This window comes from Caulobacter sp. BE264, assembly GCF_031457805.1.
Taxonomy (GTDB): domain Bacteria; phylum Pseudomonadota; class Alphaproteobacteria; order Caulobacterales; family Caulobacteraceae; genus Caulobacter.
Genome location: NZ_JAVDXI010000002.1, coordinates 388,386 through 413,516, shown reverse-complemented (window position 1 = coordinate 413,516; position 25,131 = coordinate 388,386). Strand labels below are relative to the sequence as shown.

At 64.8% G+C, this 25,131-nt stretch carries 20 protein-coding genes, 1 tRNA gene and 2 pseudogenes; 13 read left to right on the top strand and 10 right to left on the bottom strand.

Translation table 11 applies throughout. From position 1 onward, the window contains the following. Nucleotides 1–3: 3 nt before the first annotated feature. Nucleotides 4–177, bottom strand: a pseudogene (locus tag J2X45_RS07255) (hypothetical protein); the annotation flags it as partial. Nucleotides 178–356: 179 nt separating this feature from the next. Here J2X45_RS07255 and J2X45_RS07250 point away from each other — a divergent pair. After that, on the top strand, nucleotides 357–989 hold the full coding sequence (locus J2X45_RS07250; protein ID WP_310213138.1) for a TetR family transcriptional regulator: 633 nt from the start codon (nucleotides 357–359) through the stop codon (nucleotides 987–989). Here J2X45_RS07250 and J2X45_RS07245 read toward each other — a convergent pair. After that, complete coding sequence (locus J2X45_RS07245) at nucleotides 982–1,326, bottom strand: MmcQ/YjbR family DNA-binding protein (protein WP_310213135.1); 345 nt, start codon at nucleotides 1,324–1,326, stop codon at nucleotides 982–984. The two genes, J2X45_RS07250 and J2X45_RS07245, sit on opposite strands and share 8 nt — an antisense overlap. Next, a complete protein-coding gene (msrA, locus tag J2X45_RS07240; protein ID WP_310213132.1) occupies nucleotides 1,326–1,991 on the bottom strand; it encodes a peptide-methionine (S)-S-oxide reductase MsrA in 666 nt (221 codons plus the stop codon). The genes J2X45_RS07245 and msrA overlap by 1 nt, the downstream gene beginning before the upstream one ends. 154 nt (nucleotides 1,992–2,145) lie before the next feature. On the opposite strand from msrA, the gene J2X45_RS07235 reads away from it, so the two are divergent. The 8 genes from J2X45_RS07235 to J2X45_RS07200 all read left to right on the top strand — a co-directional run bounded on the left by J2X45_RS07235 (nucleotide 2,146) and on the right by J2X45_RS07200 (nucleotide 13,207). Then, nucleotides 2,146–2,235 (top strand) — tRNA-Ser (locus J2X45_RS07235). Nucleotides 2,236–3,106: 871 nt separating this feature from the next. Next, the gene (locus J2X45_RS07230) at nucleotides 3,107–4,606 is read left to right on the top strand and encodes a phospholipase D-like domain-containing protein (RefSeq protein ID WP_310213129.1); all 1,500 of its coding nucleotides are present in this window, start codon (nucleotides 3,107–3,109) and stop codon (nucleotides 4,604–4,606) included. 187 nt (nucleotides 4,607–4,793) lie between these two features. Beyond that, entirely contained in the window at nucleotides 4,794–6,161 is a 1,368-nt protein-coding gene (locus tag J2X45_RS07225) for an MBL fold metallo-hydrolase (RefSeq protein ID WP_310213126.1), read from the top strand. Further along, entirely contained in the window at nucleotides 6,158–7,678 is a 1,521-nt protein-coding gene (locus J2X45_RS07220) for a thymidine phosphorylase family protein (protein WP_310213123.1), read from the top strand. The genes J2X45_RS07225 and J2X45_RS07220 overlap by 4 nt, the downstream gene beginning before the upstream one ends. Further along, entirely contained in the window at nucleotides 7,675–8,559 is an 885-nt protein-coding gene (locus tag J2X45_RS07215; protein WP_310213120.1) for a ribose-phosphate pyrophosphokinase, read from the top strand. The genes J2X45_RS07220 and J2X45_RS07215 overlap by 4 nt, the downstream gene beginning before the upstream one ends. Nucleotides 8,560–8,692: 133 nt before the next feature. After that, complete coding sequence (locus tag J2X45_RS07210; protein WP_310213118.1) at nucleotides 8,693–9,541, top strand: universal stress protein; 849 nt, start codon at nucleotides 8,693–8,695, stop codon at nucleotides 9,539–9,541. 64 nt (nucleotides 9,542–9,605) lie between these two features. Next, nucleotides 9,606–12,392: an HAD-IC family P-type ATPase gene (locus J2X45_RS07205; RefSeq protein WP_310213116.1), complete on the top strand. Its 2,787-nt coding sequence runs from the start codon at nucleotides 9,606–9,608 to the stop codon at nucleotides 12,390–12,392. 173 nt (nucleotides 12,393–12,565) lie between these two features. After that, complete coding sequence (locus J2X45_RS07200) at nucleotides 12,566–13,207, top strand: hypothetical protein (protein ID WP_310213112.1); 642 nt, start codon at nucleotides 12,566–12,568, stop codon at nucleotides 13,205–13,207. Between the two features lie 301 nt (nucleotides 13,208–13,508). On the opposite strand, the gene J2X45_RS07195 is transcribed toward J2X45_RS07200, so the two are convergent. Continuing rightward, on the bottom strand, nucleotides 13,509–14,123 hold the full coding sequence (locus J2X45_RS07195; RefSeq protein WP_310213109.1) for a DUF6118 family protein: 615 nt from the start codon (nucleotides 14,121–14,123) through the stop codon (nucleotides 13,509–13,511). 9 nt (nucleotides 14,124–14,132) lie between these two features. Beyond that, the gene (gene traA / locus J2X45_RS07190; RefSeq protein WP_310213107.1) at nucleotides 14,133–17,003 is read right to left on the bottom strand and encodes a Ti-type conjugative transfer relaxase TraA; all 2,871 of its coding nucleotides are present in this window, start codon (nucleotides 17,001–17,003) and stop codon (nucleotides 14,133–14,135) included. Nucleotides 17,004–17,174: 171 nt separating this feature from the next. Here traA and J2X45_RS07185 point away from each other — a divergent pair, with 171 nt between their 5' ends. After that, nucleotides 17,175–17,441 carry a conjugal transfer protein TraD gene (locus tag J2X45_RS07185; protein WP_310213105.1) on the top strand — a complete coding sequence of 89 codons (267 nt, stop codon included), beginning with the start codon at nucleotides 17,175–17,177 and terminating at the stop codon, nucleotides 17,439–17,441. Nucleotides 17,442–17,517: 76 nt separating this feature from the next. Further along, nucleotides 17,518–17,733: a conjugal transfer protein TraD gene (locus J2X45_RS07180; protein ID WP_310213101.1), complete on the top strand. Its 216-nt coding sequence runs from the start codon at nucleotides 17,518–17,520 to the stop codon at nucleotides 17,731–17,733. 56 nt (nucleotides 17,734–17,789) lie between these two features. Here J2X45_RS07180 and J2X45_RS07175 read toward each other — a convergent pair whose 3' ends face one another. The 3 genes from J2X45_RS07175 to J2X45_RS07165 all read right to left on the bottom strand — a co-directional run bounded on the left by J2X45_RS07175 (nucleotide 17,790) and on the right by J2X45_RS07165 (nucleotide 19,403). Next, on the bottom strand, nucleotides 17,790–18,251 hold the full coding sequence (locus J2X45_RS07175) for a MucR family transcriptional regulator (protein WP_310213099.1): 462 nt from the start codon (nucleotides 18,249–18,251) through the stop codon (nucleotides 17,790–17,792). Between the two features lie 407 nt (nucleotides 18,252–18,658). Then, entirely contained in the window at nucleotides 18,659–19,180 is a 522-nt protein-coding gene (locus J2X45_RS07170) for a hypothetical protein (protein ID WP_310213096.1), read from the bottom strand. Continuing rightward, nucleotides 19,173–19,403: a hypothetical protein gene (locus J2X45_RS07165; RefSeq protein WP_310213094.1), complete on the bottom strand. Its 231-nt coding sequence runs from the start codon at nucleotides 19,401–19,403 to the stop codon at nucleotides 19,173–19,175. Before J2X45_RS07165 ends, J2X45_RS07170 begins: the two co-directional genes overlap by 8 nt. A 614-nt stretch (nucleotides 19,404–20,017) precedes the next feature. On the opposite strand from J2X45_RS07165, the gene J2X45_RS07160 reads away from it, so the two are divergent. Beyond that, a complete protein-coding gene (locus J2X45_RS07160) occupies nucleotides 20,018–20,488 on the top strand; it encodes a hypothetical protein (RefSeq protein WP_310213091.1) in 471 nt (156 codons plus the stop codon). Between the two features lie 578 nt (nucleotides 20,489–21,066). On the opposite strand, the gene J2X45_RS07155 is transcribed toward J2X45_RS07160, so the two are convergent. Next, a complete protein-coding gene (locus J2X45_RS07155; RefSeq protein WP_310213088.1) occupies nucleotides 21,067–22,266 on the bottom strand; it encodes a phage integrase central domain-containing protein in 1,200 nt (399 codons plus the stop codon). A gap of 360 nt (nucleotides 22,267–22,626) precedes the next feature. Here J2X45_RS07155 and J2X45_RS07150 point away from each other — a divergent pair. Further along, nucleotides 22,627–22,887, top strand: a pseudogene (locus J2X45_RS07150) (transposase); the annotation flags it as partial. Between the two features lie 182 nt (nucleotides 22,888–23,069). Here the strand turns inward: J2X45_RS07150 and J2X45_RS07145 are convergent. Beyond that, nucleotides 23,070–25,016, bottom strand: a complete 1,947-nt coding sequence (locus J2X45_RS07145; RefSeq protein ID WP_310213086.1) for a S9 family peptidase — start codon at nucleotides 25,014–25,016, stop codon at nucleotides 23,070–23,072. Nucleotides 25,017–25,131: the final 115 nt, after the last annotated feature.

Sequence of the window (25,131 nt, the reverse complement as noted above, 5' to 3'; positions counted from 1 at the left end):
TACTCCCTGATTTTTATTATCGGCCGCGCGACTTCCCGATCCGCCTCGAGCAACTGCGGATTTCTTTTGGGGAAGAGCGGACGTGTTGACGTTGGGGAAGGGCGATCCGCAGCGGCCAGACGGACCGTTCGAGACGGTCGCCTTGGCCTGGCCGTGGATGAAGACGCTTTGCGTCATGTTATCGCCCCAGCACGCGCGGGCTTGCATCCCGAGCGTTGCAGATCCGAACTTAACATGGTCTCGATATTCTAACGCAAGTTAGAATTTATCCGATTGATTGACGGCGCGTTACGGCGGAGTTTGCATATCGACGTTCGTGCGGCGCAGAACCGACAGCGTCGCGGAGGAGATCGCCGTTGTCGAAGGGCGCAGACCCTGGTGTCCTGACCGAAGAGGCCAGGCCCTTGGCGCAGAGCCAGAAGTCGATGAAGAAGCGCGAGGCGATCCTCCGCGCGGCCATCGAGATCATCAACACCAAGGGTTTCGCCGCCGCCACCATGACGGACATCGCCGCCGCGCTCGATCTGCGCGACGCGGCGCTCTACTACTATTTTCCCAATAAGCAGGCCCTGGCCTATGCGGGCCACCAGCGCTCTCTCGAGCGCTTTGAAGCCATCCTGATCGCGATCGAGGCGGACGGCGGCACGGGGTTATGCAAGCTGCGACGGTTCCTGCGCGCCCTGCTTGAAGACGGGGTCGTCAATGGCCCGCAGCTCTATTTCGGCGACCACTCCTATCTCGACGCGGCGCAGCAGCGGGCCATCGACAGTTGGACCGGGCGGCTGGCGCGCAAGCTGGAGCGATTTCTGGAAGAGGGGATGGATGACGGCACCATCGCGCCCTGTGAGCCGCGCCTGGTCGTTCAGTTGCTGGTCGGCATGCTGATCTGGCTGACCAAATGGACGCCCACGACGCCGGGCCTGACGAACGAGCGCCTGCTTGAGGCCATCGAGACAACCGCTCTGTCGGGGCTGGCGAGACCTAGATGATCCCGAGGGCGGTCCTGGCCTTGCGCGGGAGCTTGGCCGCAACGAGGGCGTGGGCGGTCGCCAGCCAGTCGGTCACCTCCGCCTCGTCCTCGCCGCTCATCTCGGCGAACCAGACCCATCGCGCGCGCGCAAGGTAGGGCGCGGGCTTGGCCCGGCCCGACTCGGTCAGCACCTCAAAAGCCACGTCAGACGCCTTGAACGAGAAGCTGTCGCCGGCTGCTGCGCGGACGGCGAACATCTTGTCGGCGACCTTGAAGACGTGGTCGTCGCCCCACTGGATCGAGAGCGTCGCGCCTGGCAGGGCCAGGCACGCCTTGTCGAACGCCTCCGGCGTCATCAGCCCTCGACGCCCCCAGGGACTCCCAAGCCGATCGGGCAGACCACGCCTGTGCCGCCGATGCCGCAATAGCCGTTCGGGTTCTTGGCCAAGTACTGCTGGTGATAGTCCTCGGCGAAATAGAACGGCCCGGCCGGGGCGATCTCGGTCGTGATGGTTCCAAGCCCGCGGGCCGAGAGAGCCTGCTGGTAGGCGGCCTTCGACTCGGCGGCGGCGCTGGCTTGCGCGTCGCTGGTCACGTAGAGGCCCGAGCGGTACTGGGTGCCGATGTCGTTGCCCTGGCGCATGCCCTGGGTCGGGTCATGGTTTTCCCAGAAGGTCTTCAGCAGCGCCTCATAGGTGACGACCTTCGGGTCGAACACGACCAGCACCACCTCGGTGTGGCCCGTGCGACCCGTGCAGACCTCTTCATAGGTCGGGTTGGGCGTGATTCCGGCCGCGTAGCCTGCGGCGGTCACGTAGACGCCCGGAACCTTCCAGAACACGCGTTCGACGCCCCAGAAACAGCCCATGGCGAAGATCGCCGTCTCCAGACCCTCGGGATAAGGACCCTTCAGCGCGTGACCGTTGATGAAATGGGTCTCCGCCGTCGGGATCGGCGCTGCGCGGCCGGGCAGGGCGGCGTCGGCGGAGGGCAAGTCGAGGGTCTTTTGGAGCGACAGCATGGCAGGCCTTTCGCGGCGGAAAACGCTTTGGCGCAGATATAGGCGCGGTCGTCGACGGTTTCATCCCGCAACGTGCTTGCTACCGGCGAGCCCCTGAGTATATTGCGCGCCTTCCCGCGCCGGGGGTCTCAACCACCCCCGACCCGAGTGCGCTGGTGAGGTGGCCGAGTGGTTGAAGGCGCACGCCTGGAACGCGTGTATAGGGGAAACTCTATCGAGGGTTCGAATCCCTCTCTCACCGCCACCACCCCCAATTATAACCTTGAATTTACTGAACTAATGGAGCGTCAGAAATGGTCGGCCCCATTTGCGGTCCCATTTTCCAGAACTCCGATCGGGCCTGACCGCTCAGGAATCACTGTCCTAGACCTGCGATTGCCAAGCCTGTTCGGCTCACCGTCGTGGTGCGCCGATTTCACTGCGACGCGGTGTTATGCGGCGGGCGGGTCTACGCTGAACGGATTGGCGAGAACGCTCTTGCCCCGTGAGCGACTTCGACGCCTCGCAAGATGATCGGCCCGAGCCCTTGATACCTGGCTTTTTGGGATGATCCGATCAATCACGGCCTGGGCGTGGAAGCAGAGCCGGGATGACGCCGCCTCAGCTGGCGTATCCATGGTGGCCGTCATGAGATCGCGGCGATCCCGGTCAGCAGTCGCAAGATGCCCGTCGACGGAAGTTCGACCCCGTGATTCGATTCAATCACACCCATCGCGCAACTGATCAGGGGGCTCGGGGGAGTTGCGGGCGCGTCCAAGCTTGGTCGCCGTAGCCCATTGTCACTGATGAAGCCAAAGCGTTTGATGCTCGGGCCAGGACGACGATGCAATTTGAGTTAGCGACCGACGGGTCGAACACTGGTTGACGCGCATCGCTTTGAGAGCAAAGTTTCAGACTCAGCCTTCCGCTTAGATACCCGAGGCGACGAGGTCGGAGGCAAGTTGACCTCCGAGATATCTGCGATGAAACGAATCTTCTACGCCGAGCTCGAGGCGGCGCAGACCGACAACTATCGGCAAACGCCAGTGGGCCTCCCTGAGCCATGGCCGGCTATCTCGATCTGCACTCGCACTGACAATGGATAGGTCGTCACACCAAGCCGGCGGTCGCATCGCATGACCGTGCTAGTCCCGGGCAACACCTGTTGGCGGATAGAAGCGTCACAGCGCGTAGCCCTCTTGGTAGACAATGAGCCCTACTACGCTGCGCTGCATGCGGCCCTGCTGGCGGCCGAGCGCTCGGTCCATATCCTCGGCTGGGCGTTCGACCCTCGCACCCGCCTGGTGCCCGACGGAAAGGAAGGGCCGGATGATCCCGACGAAGTCGGTCGGGTTCTCGTTGAGCTTTGCCGGGCCAAGCCCGAGATCGATATCCGCATTCTCGTCTGGAAGTCTCCGTTCGGGTCAATGGGACATCAGGATATCCGTGGGCACCGCGCCAAGCGCCGGTTCGCCAAAACCCGGGTGAACTTTCGCGAGGCGCACGACGTACCGTTCGGGGCCTGCCACCATCAAAAGGTGGTCGTGATTGACGACCGGGTGGCGTTTTGCGGCGGCGGCGACATCGTCACGGACCGGTGGGACTCCCAAGCCCATCGCCATGTCGAGCCCCGCCGCATACTCCCGAGCCAGGATCACCACCCAGCGCGTCACGAGGTGATGATGATGGTGGACGACCAGGCAGCAAGCGCGTTGGGGGAGCTTTTCCGCCACCGGTGGACAGCTGCGACGGGAGAACAGCTCGCAAGTCCGCAGCCCGTTCTAGCCGATCCTTGGCCCAGCTGTGCGACTGTGCAGTTGTCAGGCGTCCAGGTGGCGATCGCGCGAACGCAGCCTGCGTGGCGCGGCCGGCCGCTAGTGGACGAAATCCGGCAGCTGACCTTGGCGTGCATCGCAAGCGCGCGACAAACTATCTATCTCGAAAACCAGTACTTCACTTGCCATCGCGTGGCTGACGCCCTGGCTTCGCGCCTTCTTGAGCCTGACGGTCCTGAGGTTGTCCTGCTGGTGAGTGGTCGAGCGCCCAGCTGGTTTGACCACCTGACGATGGACTACGCGCGCAATCCGCTCATCCGCCATCTGCGGACCGCGGACCGATCCGATCGATTCCGCGCCCTGTCGCCGAAGACCTCGGGCGGCACGCCGATCATCGTCCACTCCAAAGTGGGGGTGTTTGACGATCGTATCGTAAGGGTCGGCTCGGCCAATCTGAATAATCGGTCCGAAGGCGTCGATACAGAGTGTGATCTTTCGATCGAAAGCGACACGAGCCGTGGTCGCAAAGCCATTACTGAGTTCCGTGACCAACTTCTAAGCCACTATCTCGCGGTCGACGCCGACCGGTTCGCCCGTGCCAGGATCACCGGCGGCGGCATAGTGGCGGCGATCGACGCCCTCAACGTCGGAGGGCGACTTGCGCCCGTGGCGATCAGCCCATCGACATGGTGGGAACGATTTGTCGCGGCCGGCAGATTGGGTGACCCTGCGAGCGTCGCTGAAAGCTGGCGTATACGCCAGCGCAGCCAAGTCGGGCCCACGAGATCCAGGGCGGCACCGCCCCTCCATCTGACGGGTGATGGCCGCCTGCCGTCAGGTCTTGACCAAGGCAGTTCATGACTAGGAAAACGTCTAAGCGGGCGCCGGAACAAGCCGCTAGCGACAACAACCCTGTGGCCGCGATCGAGGAGGCAGAGAACCACAGAGTAATCAGATTGATGCTCAGGCTTTGATCTCCATCAAGGCGCGCGACGCCGCCCCCCCAGCCTATGGTGAAGGTTGATCGCGTCCGATGAAGTAGGAATGCATGTCGAAGGCCAGTCTGACATTTCTCGGAGGCGCGGGCACGGTCACCGGCTCCCGCCACCTGCTCCAGCTCGGCGGACGCAAGATCCTCTTCGATTGCGGATTGTTCCAGGGTCTGAAGGCGTTACGCCTGAAGAATTGGGCCGAGTTTCCGGTGGACCCGGCCAGCATCGATGCGGTCGTGCTGACTCACGCGCACCTCGATCATTCGGGCTACCTGCCAAAGCTCGTGCGCGAAGGCTTTCGTGGACCCATCTTCTGCACGAGCGCCTCGGCCGACCTCTGCGAACTCCTGCTGCTGGATAGCGCTAAGATCCAGGAGAGCGACGCGGAATTCGCCAACCGTCACGGCTTCTCCAAGCACAAGCCTGCCCTGCCGCTGTACGGCAAGCGCGACGCGCTGCGCGCGCTGGAGCAGCTGCGCGCCATCGACTTCGACACACCGACGGACCTTGGACACGGCGCGAATCTGCTGTTCCGCCGCGCCGGGCACATTCTAGGGGCGGCGACCGCTCAACTGCGCTGGGGCGGCCAGACTCTCGTCTTTTCCGGCGACATCGGCCGCTACGACGACCCCCTGATGCACGATCCAGCCCCCGTGGCTCAGGCGGACTACCTGCTGGTGGAATCTACCTATGGCGATCGACAGCACGCGCGGGTCGCTCCGGCCGAAGCCCTTCTGGAGGTCATCCAACGGACCACGGCGCGAGGGGGGACCGTGATCATCCCGGCCTTCGCGGTCGGTCGGGCTCAGGAGCTTCTTTATCTCTGCTGGTGCCTTAAACAGGCGGGCCGGCTGCCGTTGACGCCCGTCTATCTCGACAGTCCTATGGCCATCAACGCCAGCGGCATGCTCGAACGGCACCCGCACGACCATCGTCTCTCGCCTGATGAGTGCCAAGCCGCGATGGCCTCAGCGACCTATGTCCAGGACGTGGAGGAATCCAAAGCGCTCAGCCACAATGGCATGCCCAAGGTGATTATCTCGGCGAGCGGCATGGCCACCGGGGGGCGCGTTCTGCACCACATCAAGGCCTACGGACCAGACCCCAAGAACACGATCCTGTTCGCCGGTTTCCAGGCCGCCGGCACGCGCGGCGAGGCCCTCATCAACGGCGCGCGGGAAGTGAAGATTCATGGCGGTTTCGTTCCCGTCCGCGCTGAGATCGATAATCTGCCCATGCTCTCGGCTCATGCCGACGCCGATGAGATTCTGCGGTGGCTTGGCGGCTTCGAGCGGCCGCCCAAAAAGACCTTTATCGTGCACGGGGAGGCAGGCGCTTCGTTGGCGCTGCAGGAACGGATCGAGCAGGAACTCGGCTGGCCCTGCGTGATCCCGGCCGAGGGAGACGAACAGGTTCTGTCGTGACCGACGGGTCGCAGCCGCCCCTGCCCACCCTCACCGCGCGCCGGTTGGGCCTGCTGTCACAACATGACGCCATCGTCCTGATGCGTGAGGACAGCCCGGTCTGCCGGTCAGAGGGCCACGGCCCACGCTCGCAGGTGCTGCTGATGGCCCATGGCCGCGAGGTGATGGCGACCCTCTACCAGGTCACCGGGGGCGAACTGGTGCAGACCGACGAGGCGGGGCTCTCCGAGGCGGCCTGGGAACGACTGGGCGTCGCTGACGGGGAGGAGATCCACGTCCGCCATCCGCCGGCCCTGACCTCGATGTCCAGCGTTCGCCGGCGCGTGTACGGCAAGCGCCTGGATGCTCCCTCAATGGCTGAGATCATTTCCGACATCGCCGCCGGCCGCTACAACGACGTCCATCTGTCCGCCTTTCTGACGGCCTGCTCGGCCTTGCCCCTGGATCGCGACGAGGTCGTCCATCTCACCCGCGCCATGGTGCGGGCCGGCGAGCAACTCACCTGGGATTCACCGGTCGTGATCGACAAGCACTCGGTGGGCGGGTTGCCGGGCAATCGCACCACGCCGATCATCGTAGCCATTGTCGCGGCGAACGGACTGGTGATCCCGAAGACATCGTCCCGCGCCATCACCTCTCCGGCCGGCACGGCCGACACCATGGAGACCCTGACCAACGTCGACCTCGACCTGGCGGCCATGCGCAGGGTGGTCGAACTGGAAGGCGGTTGCCTGGCTTGGGGCGGCGCCATGCGGCTGAGCCCAGCCGACGACGTGCTCATCCGGGTGGAGCGGGTGCTCGACATCGATACTGAAGGCCAGTTGGTGGCCTCCGTGCTCTCAAAGAAGATCGCCGCCGGATCCACCCATGTAGTGCTCGACATTCCCGTGGGGCCGACGGCCAAGGTTCGCTCCGATGACGACGCCGACGCCATCGCGGACGCCCTCACCCATGTGGCGCGGGTGTGCGGTGTTGAGGTCCGCTGCGTCCGCACCGACGGCGGTCAGCCGGTCGGTCGCGGCATCGGTCCCGCCTTGGAGGCGCGCGATGTCCTGGCCGTCCTGCGCGGCGACACCTCAGCTCCGTCGGACCTGCGCCGGCGCACCTGCCTGCTGGCCGGCGCGGCGCTGGAACTGGCCGGCCGCTGCGATCTCGGCGAGGGGATGAGGCTGGCGGAGCAGACCCTGACGGACGGACAGGCCTGGGCGAAGTTTCAGCGGATTTGCGAAGCTCAGGGCGGCCTGCGGGAGCCGCCACGTTCCGTTGTCAACCGGCCGCTTTTGGCGCAGCGGTCAGGCCGTGTCATGGCCATGAACAACCGCACCCTCGCGCGGCTCGCCAAGCTAGCCGGCGCCCCGGATGACAAGGCCGCGGGGGTCGAACTCCACGTCCGGTTAGGAGACGAGATCGCGGCGGGCGAACCGCTGATGACGGTCCATGCCGAAGCCCCGGGAGAATTGGCCTATGCTTTGGACTATGCCGCCGCCAACCCCGACATGCTGAGCATCGAGGCGTGACCTTGCGACTGGTTTTGCCGCTCCCTGGCAGTGAAGCCTTTTCAGTCCGGCTGGCCGCCGCTGGCGGCTTCGAACTTGGCGGGCTGGAGTTCCGGCGCTTTCCAGACGGCGAACGCTACCTGCGGATTGACGTCGATCCGAAGGGGCGGCCGGTCGACATCGTCTGTCCGAACGCCGACGAACATTTTCTGACCCTCGCATTCGTGGCGGACGCCCTCAGGGACCTCGGCGCATCGGAAGTCACCCTTGTGGCCCCCTATCTGGGCTATATGCGCCAGGACGCCCGGTTCCGGCCGGGCGAGGCAGTAACGTCCCGCACGTTCGCGCGCCTGGTCTCCTGCACTGTGGATCGCCTGATTACCGTCGATCCCCATCTCCATCGGTTCGCGCGCCTTGAGGAGCTCTATGAGATTCCCTGCATCGCCCTCCGCGCCGCGCCGCTGATCGGCGCGTGGATTGCGCGCGAGGTGGCCAGCCCCCTGATCATCGGACCCGACGCGGAGAGCGAACAATGGGCGGCGGAGATCGCGACCCAGTGCGGCGCGCCCTATGCGGTGTTGTCTAAAACACGGCGGGGCGATCGGGACGTCCAGATCGCCATGCCGGATCTCGGGCTGCACGGGGGGCGCCAGCCCATCTTGATCGACGACATAGCGTCCTCCGGGCGGACATTGATCGCGGCGAGCACTGAACTGCGCAGACAGGGCTTTCCCGCGCCCGTATGCGTCGTCGTTCATGCGATCTTTGGCGGCGATGCTTTCTCCAAGGCCTCCGCGGAAGCCTTGCGCATCGTCTCGACGGACACCGTGGCCCATGCCTCAAATACGATCTCGGTCGCATCCCTGATCGCCGACGCCCTGGCGGGGCTCAGCCCCGGCTAAATGGGACAAGGCATCCCGCGCGCGCCTATCCCAACTGCGTTCGCTGGGCGGGATCGAAAAACCTAAACGACATGATCTACGTCAATGTCGGCTTGTCCCAGCTATAGTGATTTACTGGAAAAGGAGTCGAGACATGTCCATGCGAGACGTACTGCTTCAGATCGACAGCTATCCGGAAGCGACACCTGCTGAGGCCATTGAGCAGGCGGTGAGGTTCACGGTCGCCATTGGCGGCGTGCTGTCGGCGCTTGCCGTCGAGGTCGATATCCGCGCCCCAAGCAACCTCTTGGCCGACTATCTCATCGGACTCAGCAGCCTCGCCGCGCATGAGGAACAGAAGAGCCGGAACGCCTGCCAAGCGGCGCTCGAGGTGTTCTCGGCGAAGGCCAATGCCGCCGGCGTGCTCGGCGAGGCGCTCCACGGTCGCTCGGACCTCTCCTGCATCGGCGACTATGTCGCCGAACGCGCCCGGACCCGCGATCTTTGCATTGTGCCGGTCACCGACGGCTTGGATGGCCAGCGCTCGGTCGCCGAAGCCGTGGTCTTCGACTCGGGCCGCCCCGTCGTGCTTTTCCGGCCCGGGCGAGCCGACCTATTGAGCGGAGGCTTGAGCACGGTTGTCGTGGCGTGGGACGGCAGCCGCTCGGCGGCGCGGGCGATGTCGGACGCCATCCCGGTAATGCTGAAGGCCCGCGAAGTTCGCGTCTTAACGATCGTGAACGAGAAGCCAGGCGCACGCTCGGGACTTGGTGACGATGCTGTGCGTCACTTGAAGGCGCACGGAGTTGATGCGGTCGCAGACGAGGTCGACGCGTCCGGCCGGCGCATCGGCAAGGTCCTGGAGGACTATGTCGCCGAGTGCAGATCCGATCTTCTGGTGATGGGCGCCTACGGCCGATCTCGTGTCCGGGAGTTCATTCTGGGAGGTGCCACCGAGCACATGCTGCACGATCCCAAGGTTCCGCTATTCTTGGTTCACTAGGTCACGCCGCCACGGCCGCGCCCTGGTGAAGGAGAGACACGCCGAGGCGGGCAGGAGGTTCCAATTGACTCAGATCGATCAGGGACAGTCGCCAATATCGATCGCTGGGCCGGAATCCTCTCCGCTCCGCCCTTGGCATTCCCTCGGAATTGACCATTCTCTCGCCGACCTGGACAGCACGGTTGCCGGCCTGTCCGCGCTCGAGGCGCGGACCCGGCTGGTGCGGTATGGCGCCAACCTGATTCCGGAGCCTCAGGGGCCGGGTGCGATCCGTCGCTTTATCCAGCAGTTCCAAAACATGCTGATCTACGTTCTGATCGCCGCCGCCACCGCCGCAGCGCTCATGCAGCATGTGAAGGACGCGCTGGTGATCCTGGCCGTCATTCTCGTGAACGCCGTCGCCGGTTTCATTCAGGAAGGCCGCGCAGAGCGAGCCCTCGCCGGAATCCGGCGGATGATCGACCCACATGCGTCGGTCCTGCGCGATGGGCTGCGCGTGACGGTCCCTGCCGACCAGGTGGTCCCCGGCGATGTCGTCGTGCTGGAAGCTGGAGATCGGATACCGGCGGACCTGCGGCTGATGCGCGCCAGCAACCTGCGCATCGAGGAGGCCGTGCTGACCGGCGAGGCCGTCGCCGTGGAAAAGAGCGTCGAGCCCGTGAGCGCCGATGCTGTGCTCGGGGACCGAACATCCATGGCCTTCTGCGGCACCCTCGTCGCAACGGGCTCAGCGCAGGCGGTCGTAGTGGCGACGGGCTCATCAACGGAATTGGGTCGCATTAGCGGCCTGGTGGCGCAGGTGAAGCGTCTGCCGACCCCGCTCGTGCGTCAGATGGACCATTTCGCGCGCCAGTTGACCCTCGTCGTGGCCGTCCTCGCGGCTGTGACGTTTGCGGTCGCCTATTGGCTGCGGGACTACAGCGCCGTCGATTCTTTCATGATCATCGTGGGGCTCGCGGTGGCGATGATCCCTGAGGGGCTGCCGGCGGTGATGACCATCGCCCTGTCGATCGGCGTCACTCGCATGGCGGGCCGCCAGGCCGTGATACGGCAGATGCCAGCGGTTGAAACACTCGGATCGGTATCGGTGATCTGCTCCGACAAGACCGGCACCCTCACACGCAATGAAATGACCGTCACCTCCGTCGTGCTTCCGGGCGCGGTCGCGAATGTCGGCGGCGTCGGATACGCGCCCGTGGGTCCGGTCACGATCGGCGGCGCGCAGCCCGGGCCGGCCGAGGACGACATGCTGGCGCAGGTCGCCACAGCCGCGACCCTCTGCAACGATGCCCGGATCGAAGAGGCCGGCGAACAATGGGTGCCCCATGGTGATCCCATGGAGGCCGCGCTCATCGCCTTGGCCGAAAAGATCGCGGCTCGATCACCTAGGATGAGGCGCCGCGCGCGCAGACTTGCGGAAATTCCGTTCGATTCCCGGCACCGCTACATGGCGACGCTGCACGAGTTCGAAGACGGCCAGCGCCAGATCTTCGTCAAAGGCGCCCCCGAACGTCTCATAGGCATGTGCGATCGCCAGCTCCAGGAAAGCGGCGAGGGTCCACTCGATACGGCTTACTGGGAAAGGGCCGTAGACGACCTGGCCCATGGTGGACATCGGGTGCTCGCCTTAGCCGCCAAGCCTGTCGAGGGGCCCTCAACCGGGCTAAAGTCATCGGACCTCGACGAGGGCCTGGTGCTGCTCGCCGTTGTAGGAATCATCGATCCGCCCCGCGAGGAAGCACGCGCCGCAGTCCTTGAGTGCCGTCAGGCTGGCATCGCCGTTAAGATGATTACCGGGGACCATGCGGCAACGGCCAGGGCTATCGCCCGGCAACTCGGGCTCGCAGAGGATCCCAAGGTCGTCTCCGGCGCCGACCTGGCCGGGCTGACCGATGAGACCCTGGTCCATATCGCGCAGGAGGCCGTGGTCTTCGCGAGGACCAGTCCGGCGGACAAACTGCGCCTTGTTCAGGCCCTGCAGAGCCTTGGCCACGTGGTGGCCATGACGGGTGACGGCGTCAACGATGCCCCAGCGCTCAAACAGGCGGATGTCGGTGTGGCTATGGGGCGCAAGGGCACCGAAGCGGCCAAGGCCGCCGCCCAGATGGTTCTGGTGGATGACAATTTCGCGTCGATCGTGGCGGCGGTGCGGGAGGGGCGCACGGTCTACGACAACCTGAAGAAAGTCGTCGCCATGGTGCTACCGACGAACGGCGGTGAGACCGGCGCGCTTCTCGTCGCGCTGGTGTTCGGCTTCACCCTGCCGATCACGCCCATTCAGATTCTCTGGGTAAACATGGTTACAGGGGTGGCGCTCGAACTAACCCTCGCCTTCGAGCGGACTGAACCGGGCGCGATGCAGCGACCGCCCCGTCCCAGGACGGAGCCCCTGCTCACCGGGCAAGTCTGGTGGCAGGTTCTTTACGTCTCGGCGATCTTCGTGGCCGGCACGACAGGGGTTTTCTTCTGGGCCATGGCGCAGGGCGGGGGCGTCGAACACGCCCGCACCCTGGTCGTGAATACCCTTGTCGTCATGCAGGTCTTCTACCTCTTCTCTGCCCGCTACATCCACGGCGCCGCGATCACCTGGGAGGGGGTCTTGGGAACGCCCGCTGTGCTAACAGGTGTCTCCGCAGTGATCCTCGCCCAAGTGGCCCTGACCTATGCGCCATGGTTCAACGCCGCGTTTGGGACTCAGCCCCTCACTCTTAGCGATGGCGCGGTGGTCATCGGCGTTGGGGTGGCGATGTTGCTCGTGACCGAGCTGGAAAAGGCCGTGCGCCGACGTTTCTCGCCGCAGCCCGCAATCCAACCGGCGGACAACGGCATTCGACCGGCGCAGCCTGGCTAGGAAAGCAAGATTGCACACAGGCGCCCCTTCGCGGCAAACCCTCCGGAGATGTGCCCTCGACGCTGCCGGCATGCTGTTCGCCAACCTCGTCCGTCTCGGTTGGCGGACCGCGAAAAGGAGGCCCGTCCAGCTGTTCGATGCTTGCTCATCGTCAATCACCCTGCGTCAGCTTGGTGCCCAATCTTCTCGTCCCGGTGACGATCCCCAACGTTTCGCTCAGTCCCGCCACCCTGCTGATGGTACCAATCTACGCGTTCGCCCTTCGCAACATCTTCACCTACGAGCGGCGGCACCTTATGGAACCGGCCGAACCGGCCATAGCGCGTTACCCCGAGGCGACCCTCCGCCACGCCGTGGTCGGCTATCTGATCGCGGCAACCGCTGTCGTCGCCGCAGGCCTGCTCCTGCCCAGCGCGGCGCTCGACCTCGCCGAAACGATGGGCTGGACGAGCACCTTTGTGGGCACCCTATTCCTGGCGGCGGCGACCTCCTTGCCCGAACTCGTGGTGACACTATCGGCCATCCGGATCGGGGCTCTCGACATGGCGATTGCCAACCTGCTTGGCAGTAACCTTTTCAACATGGTGGTACTGGCGATCGACGATATCGCCTACCCGCGGGGGCCGTTGCTCTCTCACGTATCCAGCGCCCACGCTCCCACTGTTCTGATCGCTCTGCTGATGACTGGCATCGTCACCGTTGGGCTCGTCTATCGTCCGACCGCTCGTCCGGCCGGGGCGGTGAGCTGGGTGAGCCTGGCGCTGATCGCGGCTTACGCCGCCAACGCCCTGATCCTGATCTTCGGCGCCAGTTGATCGCCGCGCACAGAGTCATAGTTCATCCGACTACGGGTGATCGCGATCTTGGCCCCCATCACGCTAGATAGCGAACTGGTCATAGGTTTCAAAAATCGCATCTGGCCGGAAGCGGAGCGTGGCAAGCGGGCGGGTGTTGAGTCGGCCCAATGCAATCGCCTCCATGAACCGCCGCATGTGCTCTAGCCGCCGGGCAAAATGGTCACGATATTGTGGTCGCCAAGGTCGACCGGCGAGGCGCCGAGGAGCTAGGACACTCAGCGACAACAGACGCCGCCTTGAAGCCGCGCGCAAGGCCGCCTCAACGGGTTTTCTCGACGACCCGCCGCCCGGTTTGCATCTCCTGCCAACGCTGCGGGTCAGCCGTCGCCAGCAGTCGCTCACCAGCCGACCACATATCGCGCTGGAGCACCCGCGCCGCGCTCCTCTCGGGCCAAGCCCACTGTTCTGGAGCCGCCTGCGCAACGATGACCGGAAAGCTCGCGCCCAGAACCGCCCCCCCGATCACACCGGCCAACGCTGCTTGCAAAAGGCGCCAGTTCTGCTCGCTGGCCAAACGCGCCGTATCGACCCAGCCGCGAAGATCGCCGGCCGCCCGTTGAAGCATCTCCTGGGCCTGATGCAACGTCGCGCGGTCCTGCCGCCGAGCCTCATCACCGGCCGCCGTGATCTGCTGCGCTATCTCAGCGGGCGTAGCCGCCAAGGCCGGACTCGTCGCCAGCTTTCCTATCCGCCCAACCGCGACTCTCACGCCTTGAGCGATCTCCCCCAACGCCTCGCTGTAGTCTGGCGCCGACGCGCGTTCGGCGGCTAGGCCTGCCAGAGCGACGTTCAGCAAGGCCACCTCCCGCCGCAACGCCTCGAACGCCACCGCCGCCCGATCTGCCGGCACTTCTGATCCGATATCCTGATCCATCGCATCCTCCTACAAGCCAAGTCCCCGGCCACGACCGATGCCGAGGTAGTCAGAAAGGCCCTGCCCCACGCTGCGGCCCACCTCGGCGGGAAGCCCAAGCTCCGGCCGACGAGGACGCAGCAACGACTCCACCTGCGGATCGCGCTCCAGGCTCTTAGCCATCGCGCCCATGCGGTCCTTGACCTGGCCTTCGCCGGCCATGTCGCCCGCGCGATGAAGGGCCGAACGCTGGCGCTCCAGACCCTGCCAGCGCTCGACGAAGCGGTCGGCGCGCAGACGCGGATCGGCGCGAACCTCGGCCTCAAGCTGAAGGACGCGGATTGCTCGCTGCTTGCGGCCCGACGCTGTCTCGCCGGCCAAGGCCGGATCACGGACATAGGCCCGCTCCAGATCCTTGGCGGCGTGCGGACCGATCTTCCCCATCGCCTCGCGCGCCTGCTCCAGCGCGCGGCGCTGATGGGCGAGCACCGGCAAGCCGCGGTCGTTCATGCGCATGACGTCGGCCGCGGCGCGGGCGTGGCGCTCGATCGCGGCGCGTCGAGCAAGCTGGTCATCATCACGCGCCGGCGCCGCCGGCTGATGCGCGGGACTGACCGGCCTGAACCCGGCGAACATGCCGCGCTCGCGCTGCGGCGGCTCCTTGGGCCGCATCGACGCCGGCATGCGAATGTCGCGCCGCTCGGCGAAGTCGCTGGCCATGTCCTTGGCCCGTTCCCGCGATAGTACACGGGTCAACTTGCCGAGATCCTCGAACTCGTCGCGGCCGTAGTGGAGCTGCACGCTCTCACGGTGCCGCGACAGGGCGACATAGGCGCCGTGGCGGTCCATGCCCGGCGTCGCCAGCACATGGGTGCGATCGACCGTGACGCCCTGGCTCTTGTGGATGGTGGCCGCATAGCCGTGATCGACCTGGGCGTAGTCCTTCAGATCGAAGGCGACCGAGCGCCCGGCGTCGAGACGTACGGTCATTCGGGTGGCCGAGACCTGTTCGATCTCGCCCAGCATGCCGTTCTTCACGCCCCCGGCGCCACCCAGCCCACGATCGTTCTTCAGGAACATCAGCCGATCGCCGACCGCGAACTGACGGTCGCCGCGCTCGGCCTTGACCGTGACGTCCTCGCCCAAGGCGCCGGCCTGACGCAGCCGATCGCGTGCGGTCAGATTGAGATCCCGCACCTCGTCATTGGTGTGGGTCAGGATGATCCGACTCTTGCCCGGCTCGGCCACACGGTCGCGATCCCAACGCTCCACCAGATCCTCGCGCGCCTGGTCGCGGGTCTCGGCGGCATGGACCATGCCGCGCGCCGTGTAAGCCGCCAGCGCCTCGCCCGTCCGGCCGGTGGCCAACTGCCGCGTCGCGTCACGTTGCCAGTCCTCATGCTGCCGGCGAACCTGGGTGATCTCGACATGGTTATGTCGTTCGGCGATCGACCGGAACGCCGCGCCGGCCTCGATCGCCTGAAGCTGCTCGGGATCGCCGACCAACACCACCTTGGCCCCGGCCTTCTCGGCCGCCGACAGCAGGCGCTCCATCTGCCGCGAGCCGATCATCCCGGCCTCGTCGATCACCAGTACGTCGCGCGCGTCGAGCAGCTCGCGGCCCTGGCTCCACTGATGCTCTAGGCTGGCGATGGTGCGCGAGGCGATGCCCGATCCGCCCTCCAGGTTCTCGGCGGCGATACCCGACAAGGCCAGGCCCTGGACGCGATAGCCGGCATCCTCCCAGGCCTCGCGGGCCACGCCTAGCAACGCCGACTTGCCTGTGCCGGCATAGCCGACCACCACGCCCAGATCGCGGGTCTGGGTCACGTGCTCGAACGCCGCCTTCTGCTCGCCCGACAAGACAAGACCGCGTTGCTCGGCCCGCGTCAGAGCGCGGCGCTGATCCAGCTCGCTGACCCGGTGCGCGCGGCGCTCGGCAATCAAAGCCGAAGCGCGATGCAGGCGGTCTTCGACCGCGATCATCTCCCGGCTGGTGAACCGATCCTGGCCGCGCCCGTCCTGGCCAAGAGCGACAAGTTCGGGCGAGGCCTGCACCGCGCCCATGGCGCGGTCGAACTGTTCCCTCCCATCCGAGTGGCGGTGAATGAACATCGCCAGATCGCGGCGGGTGAAGGTGGCCTGCTGCTTGGTGATGGCGTCCAGAGCGATGCGCGGATCAGCGATGATCCGCTCGCCATTGGCCCGTGCGATCTCGTGGTGTTCGTCGAGACGATCGGCCTCCAGGCCTTCGTCGGCCCTACGTCCGGCGGCCGGACCGATCTTGTTCTGCGGCTCAAGGTCGATGCCTTGGGCGTCCAGGCTGCGGTGATCGATCCGCGCATCGATGTCGAGCTGCGCCAGCCGCTCGTTGACGTGATCGGCCCAAGCCTCGCGCCAGTGCTCGACCAGCTCGGTACGGTTCCAGTCGCGGACCTTAGTCCCGAAGCCGTCCTCGCTCACTTCCCGCATCGACAACATGACGTGGGCGTGGGGCTTGGCCAGGCCGTCAGCTCCAATGTCCCAATGCACATTGAGATCGGCGACCATGCCGCGATCGACCATCTCGCGCTGCACGAAGTCGCGGGCCAGTTCGATCCCTTGGGCCTGGTCCATCTCGCGCGGGATAGCGAACTCGACCTCGCGGGAGAGCTGGGCGTCCTTGCGCTTCTCGCCGGCCTCGACCGCGTTCCAAAGAGCCGCACGGTTAGACAAATGCTGGGGCGTGCCGTCCGGCAGCAGGACCTCGGAATGGACGACGCCGCTCTTGCCCGTGAAGTCGTGGTCGCGATCCAGCCGCTCGTCGTGCAGCCGCGAGGCGGAGCGATAGGCGGCCGAGGCCACGGCGCTGGCCCCGGTGGCGCGACTGATGACTTTGACGGAGAAGTGGAAGATCGCCATGGCGACAGACCACTTACTGCCTTAAGCGCACGTCGGCACGACGTATAAGCGCGCCCTCCAAGATTAAAATCTCGGGAGGGACCGTGCTGTCCCAATGTGTTCCGGCGACCTTACAGCCTTCCGGCCGCCATTGTTTTATCCTCAGCGCATCCCGCCATCATGGAGACTGCGATGCGCAAACCCAGAGACTTCGATGCCGAACTGACAGCGCTCAATGACAAGGCCCGAATGCTGAAGGATCGGAAGATCAAACAGCTCGGCGAGCTGGTGATCGCCACTGGAGCCGACGCTCTGGACATTGAGACTCTGGCGGGCGGACTGCTCGGCCTGGTCGACAGCAAGGACGCGGCCCGCAAGGCGGAGTGGCGCAAACGCGGCGCGGGGTTCTTTCGCGGCGGGAAGGGCGATGCTGCGCCAGGCGCTGGCGACAACCCATGACGCGATCCGCCGAACTAGGGCGGCGCGACATCGGCTTGAAGCGCGCCGAGCCAGGACAGACACGCGCGTCTGGGTGATGCAGCGACGGGAGCGAACCCATCACCTGATCGAACTGGGCGGCCTCGTGCAAAAGGCCGGACTCGTTGAGCTCACGGGCGACGATCGCGCTGCGCTTTATGGCGCGTTCCTGACCCTGGCGCTGAGCCTTCAGGGCGAGGATCGCGACCATACCCTGGCGCTGTGGCGGCGGGGCGGAGAGCGGGCGTTCGACAACGAGGCGACGGGCCAGTGAGCTAAGGCGACGCGATCAGGCCGCCGAGAGGCCGGCGACCTGATGGTCGTGGCCGCCTAGGCGCTTTTGGCGCGAGCCTTCGTGGTCTTGGTTGGCGCCTTAGCTGGCGCCTTGGCTTTGCGACCGCCTTGCCCAAGACCGAGCGCCTTAGCCATCGCGCTACGCGCTTCGCTGTAGGCCGGCGCCGTGGTCGGGTAGTCGTTGGGCAGTCCGAACCTGGCCTTGTACTCGGCGATCGTCACGCCGTGCGTGGTCAGATGGCGCTTCAAGGTCTTGTAGGGCTTTCCGTCGAGAAAGCTGATCAGGGCGTCGGGCGTAATGCTCTTGCGGATCTGGCCGGCGGTCAGCTTGACGGTTTCCTCGGCCGCTTCAAGCGCCGGGGCCTCGGCGCCGGACAGGGCGGCGTGAACAGTCTTGATCAGGTTCGGCAGATCCGCGACCGCGACGGTGTTGTTGCCGACAAAGGCGGCGACCACATCAGCGGTCAAACCGATCATCGCGGCGTTCTTCTCATCCATAGTGCAGCCCTTCACTTCGCAAATAAGAGCAGGACCGTCGCACTGACTCGGGAAGTTAACAACCAACGCTTCAGCCACGCTAACTCTGGGCCAAGAACCAGAACCTTCCTTAAGTGCATGCCGAGCCCTGGCCGGGCGGGCCGATGGCGGTCAAGGGCGGCTTGCCGTCGCGCAGCGAGGCGCGCGAAGCGCGCACCCTTGAGGGCCGTCGGACTGTCTGGCGTCCTTGCCGCAGGCACGGGAGTTCTGACTGGAGGGCCGCCCCAAAATGCGAACAGCGCTCGTGCCGGGGGAGAGCACGAGCGCTGCGCTTTGGGACGCGGGGGCCGGCGGGGGAAGACCGGCTTGTCTCGCTGTCGAACTTTAAATTGGTGGGACAGAGAGGCTTTGCAACGGCGCGATTGGGGTCATTTTGCGTTCGGCGGCGGCGGGCGACTTTCGACAATCGGTGCGCCGCAATGGGCGCATCGGACGTGCTGCATCTCGGCCACCGCGCCCTTAAACAACTCAAAGCCGTCGCCGCGTTCATGGTCCATGACCTTTACGGCGACCTGAAGCTTGCTGGCGACACCTCGCATGTCACGCGCGACCAGGGCCGGGAGGGCGTCGAGCCCTTGGCGTCGGTGCTCAAACAGCCCCTTCACCTGCTTGTCGATGGCGTCCATTTCTTCAGTGGGCGACAAGGCCTCACGCTGATCGGGTGTCATCTCACGCCACCGCCTTTCCTTCACGAGCGCGTTCTCCAGATCCGACCAGCGCGACAACAGCCGGTCGATCTCGGCGTCGAGCGCCAGCCATTCGTCGCACCGCGCCGTGACGTCATCGGGCGGCGAGGCAGCGCCAACGCTGGCCAGGATCGGCGTGGCGCTGGCCGCCCCGATCAAGACGCGGCGGGAGACGGCGAAGGGGTCATCCTTGCTGTCAGACATGGCGATCCTCCAAGCTAGACGCGGCGGCGCGTCGGGGGCGGGCGCGCTCGATCAAGTCGATGGTTGAAGTGACCTGGCAGAGCGCCGAGGCCATGTGCGCCTGGACGACTTCAACCGTTAGGCCCAGGTGACGGCTGATCAGGGCGTAATCGAGCGCCTGGACGCAGCTCAGCAGGAACACGTCTCGCGTGTCGCCGCGCAGGGCCATCACGGCATAAGACATTACCTGCTGGCTATTGTGCGGATCAAAGCCCTGGCCGCGCCACAGGCGCCGGTATTGGCAACGCCACCACTGCGAGGGGTCGAGCAGCCAAAGTCTTCCATGGCGGCGCAACAGCCAGTCGGCTCGGGCACGTCGCTTTGGCGCCCGGCGGTTCATTTTGGCGCGCCAAGCTTGGCGAGGTCGCGGACGGCCCGAACGATCAGCCCGTGCGCCTCTGGGTGATCTTCTTCGAAGATCGGCGATCAATCATTGGATCGCTGACCCGGCCGGCTTTCGCATGGAAGAAAGAACAGGATAGGGCCTGACGGAGATCGCCCCCTCAAGGGCGGCTACGCCGTCGCCGATGGCGATGCGCTTCGCGCCCCCTTGACCGGCCGCTCTCCGCCAGGCTGGGGCTCGGCGTGCGGCTTAAGCCGCGCTCCGCCTACCAATAGGCGCTCCTTGAATAGAGAACGCCAGCCGACTGGCGCTCAGCGCCACGCCGATGGACACCTTGAAGGCCTGTTTATCGCCGGGACGCCGAATCCCGCTCTCGACCCTGAGCCGCCATGGTGGAGGTCTGCTTGCGCAGATGACAACGTCGGTCTTCACTACCGGGATGGTGGAGTAGTTGCATGAAGTATGATGACGCCTCGTGGCACTACGGAGGCGATTTTCCTTCCGGTCTGCCCGATGAGGCTGGAGCGACACATATCGCGATGTTCGTCGCTTGGTGCGTGCTCAACGGCATGGGCGGAGAACTGCATGAAGTCGATAGTACGGAAGCGACCAATGCTCTGAAGGCGCGAGCTTTGACACCGGGTCACTGGTTCATTCAGACGTGCGATGAGAAGTTCACCGACGAAGATTTGAGCGACGAAGGAAACGCCTTCGCGGCTGACTACTATCGCGCCGATAGGAATCTGGCCTCGGGCGCAGCCTCATACCTGTCGGACTACGGGAAGGCATTTCCGCGAGTTGCTAACCTCTACGAGGTTCCTGATACGTGGAACAGCTACGATCACATTGCTCCGATCATCGCGCGTCGGGCGATGAGATGGCGAGCGCGACAATCCAAGCCTTCCTGGCTCCGGCGCTGGCTCTAAGGTCCAACTTCCACCCTTCTGAGAAGTTTGGAACGTCCGCTCACGACGAGCAAACCCGTCACATGTTCAACGTTGGCTAATGCCTCTTTTAACTTCCGGAACATGCGGTAGAGCTAGGTCTCAATGCCCTCAGTAATCATTCCGTTGGCCTTGGCCGCCACCTGCTTCGCAGCGGCGATGTACGCATGTTGGCGCGCGAACGCCATTGTTTACGAAATTGTTCGACAGATAAATCAAAGCGATCCACCCTCCGAGCAAGAGTCAATATATGTATGGTATCCGTCCAGGCGGAACCGCGTTATAGAGAAGTACAAATCGCTTTTCCCCGATGGTGACCTGTTAAAGAGGTCCAGAATATATACGGGATTAGCCTTAGTCGCGATGTTTGGGTTTCTGATTTGCCTGATGTCATCTGGAATTTAAGCGCCAAAGTATCGCGTCCAAAAGCCACCCTTCTCCGAAGTTGCCAACGTCCGCTCGCGCGCGTCCATCGGCGTGGCGCCGACTGAGCAGATGTCTGGCGCTGGCCGTCCTGTGTGATGGCGCCCTCTACCTTGAAAGCCAAATGGATCGTCAGTTCAGTCCGCTCTACCCCGGCGTAATTGCACGACCTTGTCGGCTTTCTGAGCGGCGCAATAACCCGTCCAGGCCTCCATTAGCTTACGCCGCTTATCGAACAGGTCGCCGCGCCGGTAAGCCGCCTCGGCCTTGTTGGCGATGGTGTGAGCCAGCGCCATTTCGCAAACCTCATGCGAGAAACCCGTCGTCTCCGACGCCCAGTCGCGGAACGTAGAGCGGAAGCCATGGACGGTGATGTCTGACTTCATGCGCCGAAGGAGCATCGCCATCGCCATAGACGACAGAGGTTTTCCAGGCTGCGGCCCGGCGAACACGTAGCCCTTGCCGTCGTCAAACTGCGCTTCGACAATCTCCATTGCGCGAGCCGATAGCGGCACGCGGTGCTCCCTTCCGGCCTTCATGCGCATCGCCGGTATGACCCAAACCTTCTTGTCCAGATCGATCTCGCTCCATGTCGCGCCCAGCACCTCGCCAGAACGGGAAGCCGTCAGGATCGCGAACTCCAGCGCGCGTGCCGCGACGGCGCTGCGCGTGCGCAGATTAGCCATGAAGTCGGGGACTAGATCGTAGGCCAGCGCGGCATGATGGCCGCGCGCCAATCTCTGGCGCTTGGGTAGTAGCTGGTTGAGGTGGCCGCGCCAACGAGCCGGGTTCTCGCCTGTACGCAAACCTTTGGCCTTGGCGGCGTCCAATACGTTCTCCATCCGGCCACGCAGGCGTTCGGCGGTTTCCGGCGTACGCGTCCATAGGGGTTGCAGCACGTCCAAGATATCCTGGGTGGTGAGTTCGTTGACCGGTCGCTCACGGATAGGGGCCGCGTACTTGGTCAAGGTCATCTTCCACTGCGCGGCGTGCTTCTCGTTTCGCCATGACGGTCGCATCGCCTCGACATAGGCGTCGGCACAGGCGCCGAAGGTCTGTGCCTGGTCGTCCTTCGCGCGCTCGACCTTGGGATCGAGGCCGTCCGCGAGCATGGCCCGGAACGCTGCCGCCTCGACGCGGGCGTTGGCGAGCGACAGATCGCGTCCGCCGCCCAGGCCCAATTCCGTGCGCCTACCCCCGCGCGTGTAGATGAACACCCAGCGTCGCCGGCCGCTGTCATCGATCGAAAGGTACAGACCGCCGCCGTCGGAATGCCGACCGGGCACCTTCAGCTTCGCCGCTTGGATCGCGGTCAGTTTGTGGAGTGATCGTCCCATACCAAACCTCCAACTTAGGCCGGCCCCACTTTCAAACAGTCCCTCGGCCCCACTTCGGGCAACCCCGGTCTGTCGTCCTGACGAAATCGGCCGCACTCCAATTTCGGCCCCACTTTGGGCCCCACTTTCGGTCCTGTTTTGTACCTGAAATTTGATGGGACGTCGAGAGACAACGCGGGAGCGTCGTTCTAGATTTCTCTATGTAATCAGATGGATAATGGGGCGCGGCGGGCACGTATGATGCGGTATGGGACTACTGGTTTGGCGGACTCTCTCACCGCCACACAATCCCTGCAAACTGACCTGCCCCTGAGAATTTCCTCCACGCGGCGCTAGAGTCCGAACCTTGAGAGGACGGACGTGAAGCGAGCGAGATTTACCGAAGAGCAGATCATCGGGATTCTTCGGGAGAACGAGGCTGGGGCCAAGGCGGGCGAGCTGGCCCGCAAGCATGGGGTTTCGGAAGGCACGATCTACGCCTGGAAGGCCAAGTTCGGCGGGATGAGCGTGTCGGAGGCTCAGCGGCTGCGGACGCTGGAGGACGAGAACGCCAAGCTCAAGCGGCTGCTGGCCGACGCCATGCTGGACAAGGCGGCGCTGCAGGAGCTGCTGTCGAAAAAATGGTAGGGCCCGCCGCCCGCACTCGTCGATCGGCTACCAGACCCCCGCGGCCTATGCCGCGCACCTGATCGCAACAGGCCGTCCCGCTGCGCCGTCGCTAAGCTCCGCGCGCCGGCCTGTTGCTTCCACCGCGCCAGACGGCGTAACCAACCTGGAGACTCTAGTCGCCACTGGGTGAAAGTTCAGGGGCAGGTCAGCGAACGCACGTAGCGATCCAGGAATTTCAGGTAGGTTTCCTGCGCCTTGATCCGGTTTTCGCGTTTCCGGAAGCCGTGCCCTTCGTCGGGAAAGACCACATATTCGACCGGTGTCCCGTTAGCCTTCACCGCGGCGACGAGCTCGTCGCTTTCGATCTTGAGGACGCGGGGGTCGTTCGCGCCCTGCATCACCAGCAGCGGCTTGACGATATTCGCGGCATGAAACAGCGGCGAGATACGCCGGTGACGCTCGGCGTCGGTCGCGGGATCGCCCATCTCGTCGTAGAGAGCCGTGCGCCGAGATTCAGGCAGGCGCGCGGCCTCATTCAGGGTGCGGGTCCAGTTGGTGACGCCGAAAATGTCGATCGCCGCCTCGAATGACTGAGGATGGAAGGTCATGGCGGCCAGGGCCAAGTAGCCGCCATAGGATCCGCCCATGACCGCAACCTTGTCATCGGTGATCCAGTCCTGGTCGCGCAGCCATTGGCCGCCGGCGATCACGTCGCGCAGGTCGGCCTCGCCGTGCGCCCGGTTGTCCATCCGGAAAAAGGTCTTGCCGTAGCCCGACGAGCCTCGATTGTTGACCGCCAGAACCGCATAGCCGTGATTGACCAGATGCTGGATGATCGCCGAATAGTCCCGGCGCGCTTGTCCGCCTGGCCCGCCATGGACCATCACCACGCCGGGGACCGGCGCGGAGGCGGTCGCACCCTTGGGGCGATAGAGGTTGGCCGGGATCGTCACGCCGCCCTCACCTTGATAGCGAATGACCACGGCCTCGACGAGGTCGCTTTCCTTCATCGCGGGGTTCAGCGCCCGGGTCAGCCGTCGGGTCTTTCCGGTTTTCAGGTCGGCGACGAACACATCCGCCGGCGAGGTGGAGGACGACACCGTAAAGACGACCTGCTTTTCGTCCGCACGGAAGCGCACCGCGCCGATATCGCCAATCGGGAGGTCTTTTAGATCGATCGGCGCCCCGGTCTTCATGTCGGTGACGCTCATTTCCGTTCGGGCGTCGGCGTTGAAGGCTGACACCCGATAGCGGCCCGACGGGGAAAATTGGGCGGCGGTGACGTCCCAGTCGCCCTTTAGATCCTCGGCGACCGCGCCACTGGCCAAGGTGTAGCGATAGGTCCGTCCAAATTCTCCCTCAGCGTCGGAACCGAAAATCAGCGCCGAAGAGTCTGGCGTGAAGTCGTAGACTTGGTGACGGACCATTCCCTCATGAGGCGTGATCAAGCGCGGTTTGCCTCCGTCGGACAGGTCGGCGAGATAGACGTCGCTGTCTGCCGAGCCAGATTGCCGGCGGAGAGCCACCCAGCGTCCGTCGGGCGAAATGGCTTCGATCAACATGCCGGGGTTCTGGAACAGCAGCCGACTCTCATAGGTCGCCGGATCGACCGCGAAAATGTCCGGGGCGCGACGATCCGGCGCCGTAGAGGCGATCCACATCGTGGACCGATCGCCGCTCCAGCCCACAAGGTCCGACGTGATCCGACCTTCCGGCGTCAGGTCGCGCAGGCTGCCGTCCAGTTCACGGACATAGAGACGGGCGCGTTCGTCGCCGCCCTTATCCGAGATCACGAGAATGCGCCCGTCCTTGGGGAACCAGCTCAGAGCTTGGGTCGTGTTGGTGGTCGAGGTTGTCAGCGCGATGGGCGCTCCGCCTTGCACCGGGACGGCGTAGGCGTTGTAAACACCTGATCGGTCGCTGGTCGTGAGAACGAACCGCCCGTCGTGCGAGAAGGCGAGACCAGAGCCGCCGGCCAACCGATAGTCGATCGTCTCGAAGAATTGTGCGGCGCTGTAGGTCGCGGACCGGACCGCCGAGGCCCCAGCGGCGGGCGCTGAGACGGCGGCGGGCGCCATGGCCAGCGCCAGGACAATGCTGGACACCAGGCATGCGGAAAGGCGCGCTTTTGAGCGTGTCATGGGAAACCTCGAATGAAGGGAGAGGAAGTCAGGCGCCTCGCCGCCGCCGCTGCATGGCGACGACGAGGCCGGTCACGGGCCACGGGCTCGCGCTGAGAAGCCGCCGAGGATCCCG

Coding starts and splice junctions, on each gene's coding strand:
- J2X45_RS07245 (WP_310213135.1), bottom strand. CDS start 1,326: ATGACGCCGGAGGCGTTCGACAAGGCGTGCCTGGCCCTGCCAGGCGCG.
- msrA (WP_310213132.1), bottom strand. CDS start 1,991: ATGCTGTCGCTCCAAAAGACCCTCGACTTGCCCTCCGCCGACGCCGCC.
- J2X45_RS07230 (WP_310213129.1), top strand. CDS start 3,107: ATGACCGTGCTAGTCCCGGGCAACACCTGTTGGCGGATAGAAGCGTCA.
- J2X45_RS07225 (WP_310213126.1), top strand. CDS start 4,794: ATGTCGAAGGCCAGTCTGACATTTCTCGGAGGCGCGGGCACGGTCACC.
- J2X45_RS07210 (WP_310213118.1), top strand. CDS start 8,693: ATGTCCATGCGAGACGTACTGCTTCAGATCGACAGCTATCCGGAAGCG.
- J2X45_RS07195 (WP_310213109.1), bottom strand. CDS start 14,123: ATGGATCAGGATATCGGATCAGAAGTGCCGGCAGATCGGGCGGCGGTG.
- traA (WP_310213107.1), bottom strand. CDS start 17,003: ATGGCGATCTTCCACTTCTCCGTCAAAGTCATCAGTCGCGCCACCGGG.
- J2X45_RS07185 (WP_310213105.1), top strand. CDS start 17,175: ATGCGCAAACCCAGAGACTTCGATGCCGAACTGACAGCGCTCAATGAC.
- J2X45_RS07180 (WP_310213101.1), top strand. CDS start 17,518: ATGCAGCGACGGGAGCGAACCCATCACCTGATCGAACTGGGCGGCCTC.
- J2X45_RS07175 (WP_310213099.1), bottom strand. CDS start 18,251: ATGGATGAGAAGAACGCCGCGATGATCGGTTTGACCGCTGATGTGGTC.
- J2X45_RS07170 (WP_310213096.1), bottom strand. CDS start 19,180: ATGTCTGACAGCAAGGATGACCCCTTCGCCGTCTCCCGCCGCGTCTTG.
- J2X45_RS07165 (WP_310213094.1), bottom strand. CDS start 19,403: ATGTCTTATGCCGTGATGGCCCTGCGCGGCGACACGCGAGACGTGTTC.
- J2X45_RS07160 (WP_310213091.1), top strand. CDS start 20,018: ATGAAGTATGATGACGCCTCGTGGCACTACGGAGGCGATTTTCCTTCC.
- J2X45_RS07155 (WP_310213088.1), bottom strand. CDS start 22,266: ATGGGACGATCACTCCACAAACTGACCGCGATCCAAGCGGCGAAGCTG.
- J2X45_RS07145 (WP_310213086.1), bottom strand. CDS start 25,016: ATGACACGCTCAAAAGCGCGCCTTTCCGCATGCCTGGTGTCCAGCATT.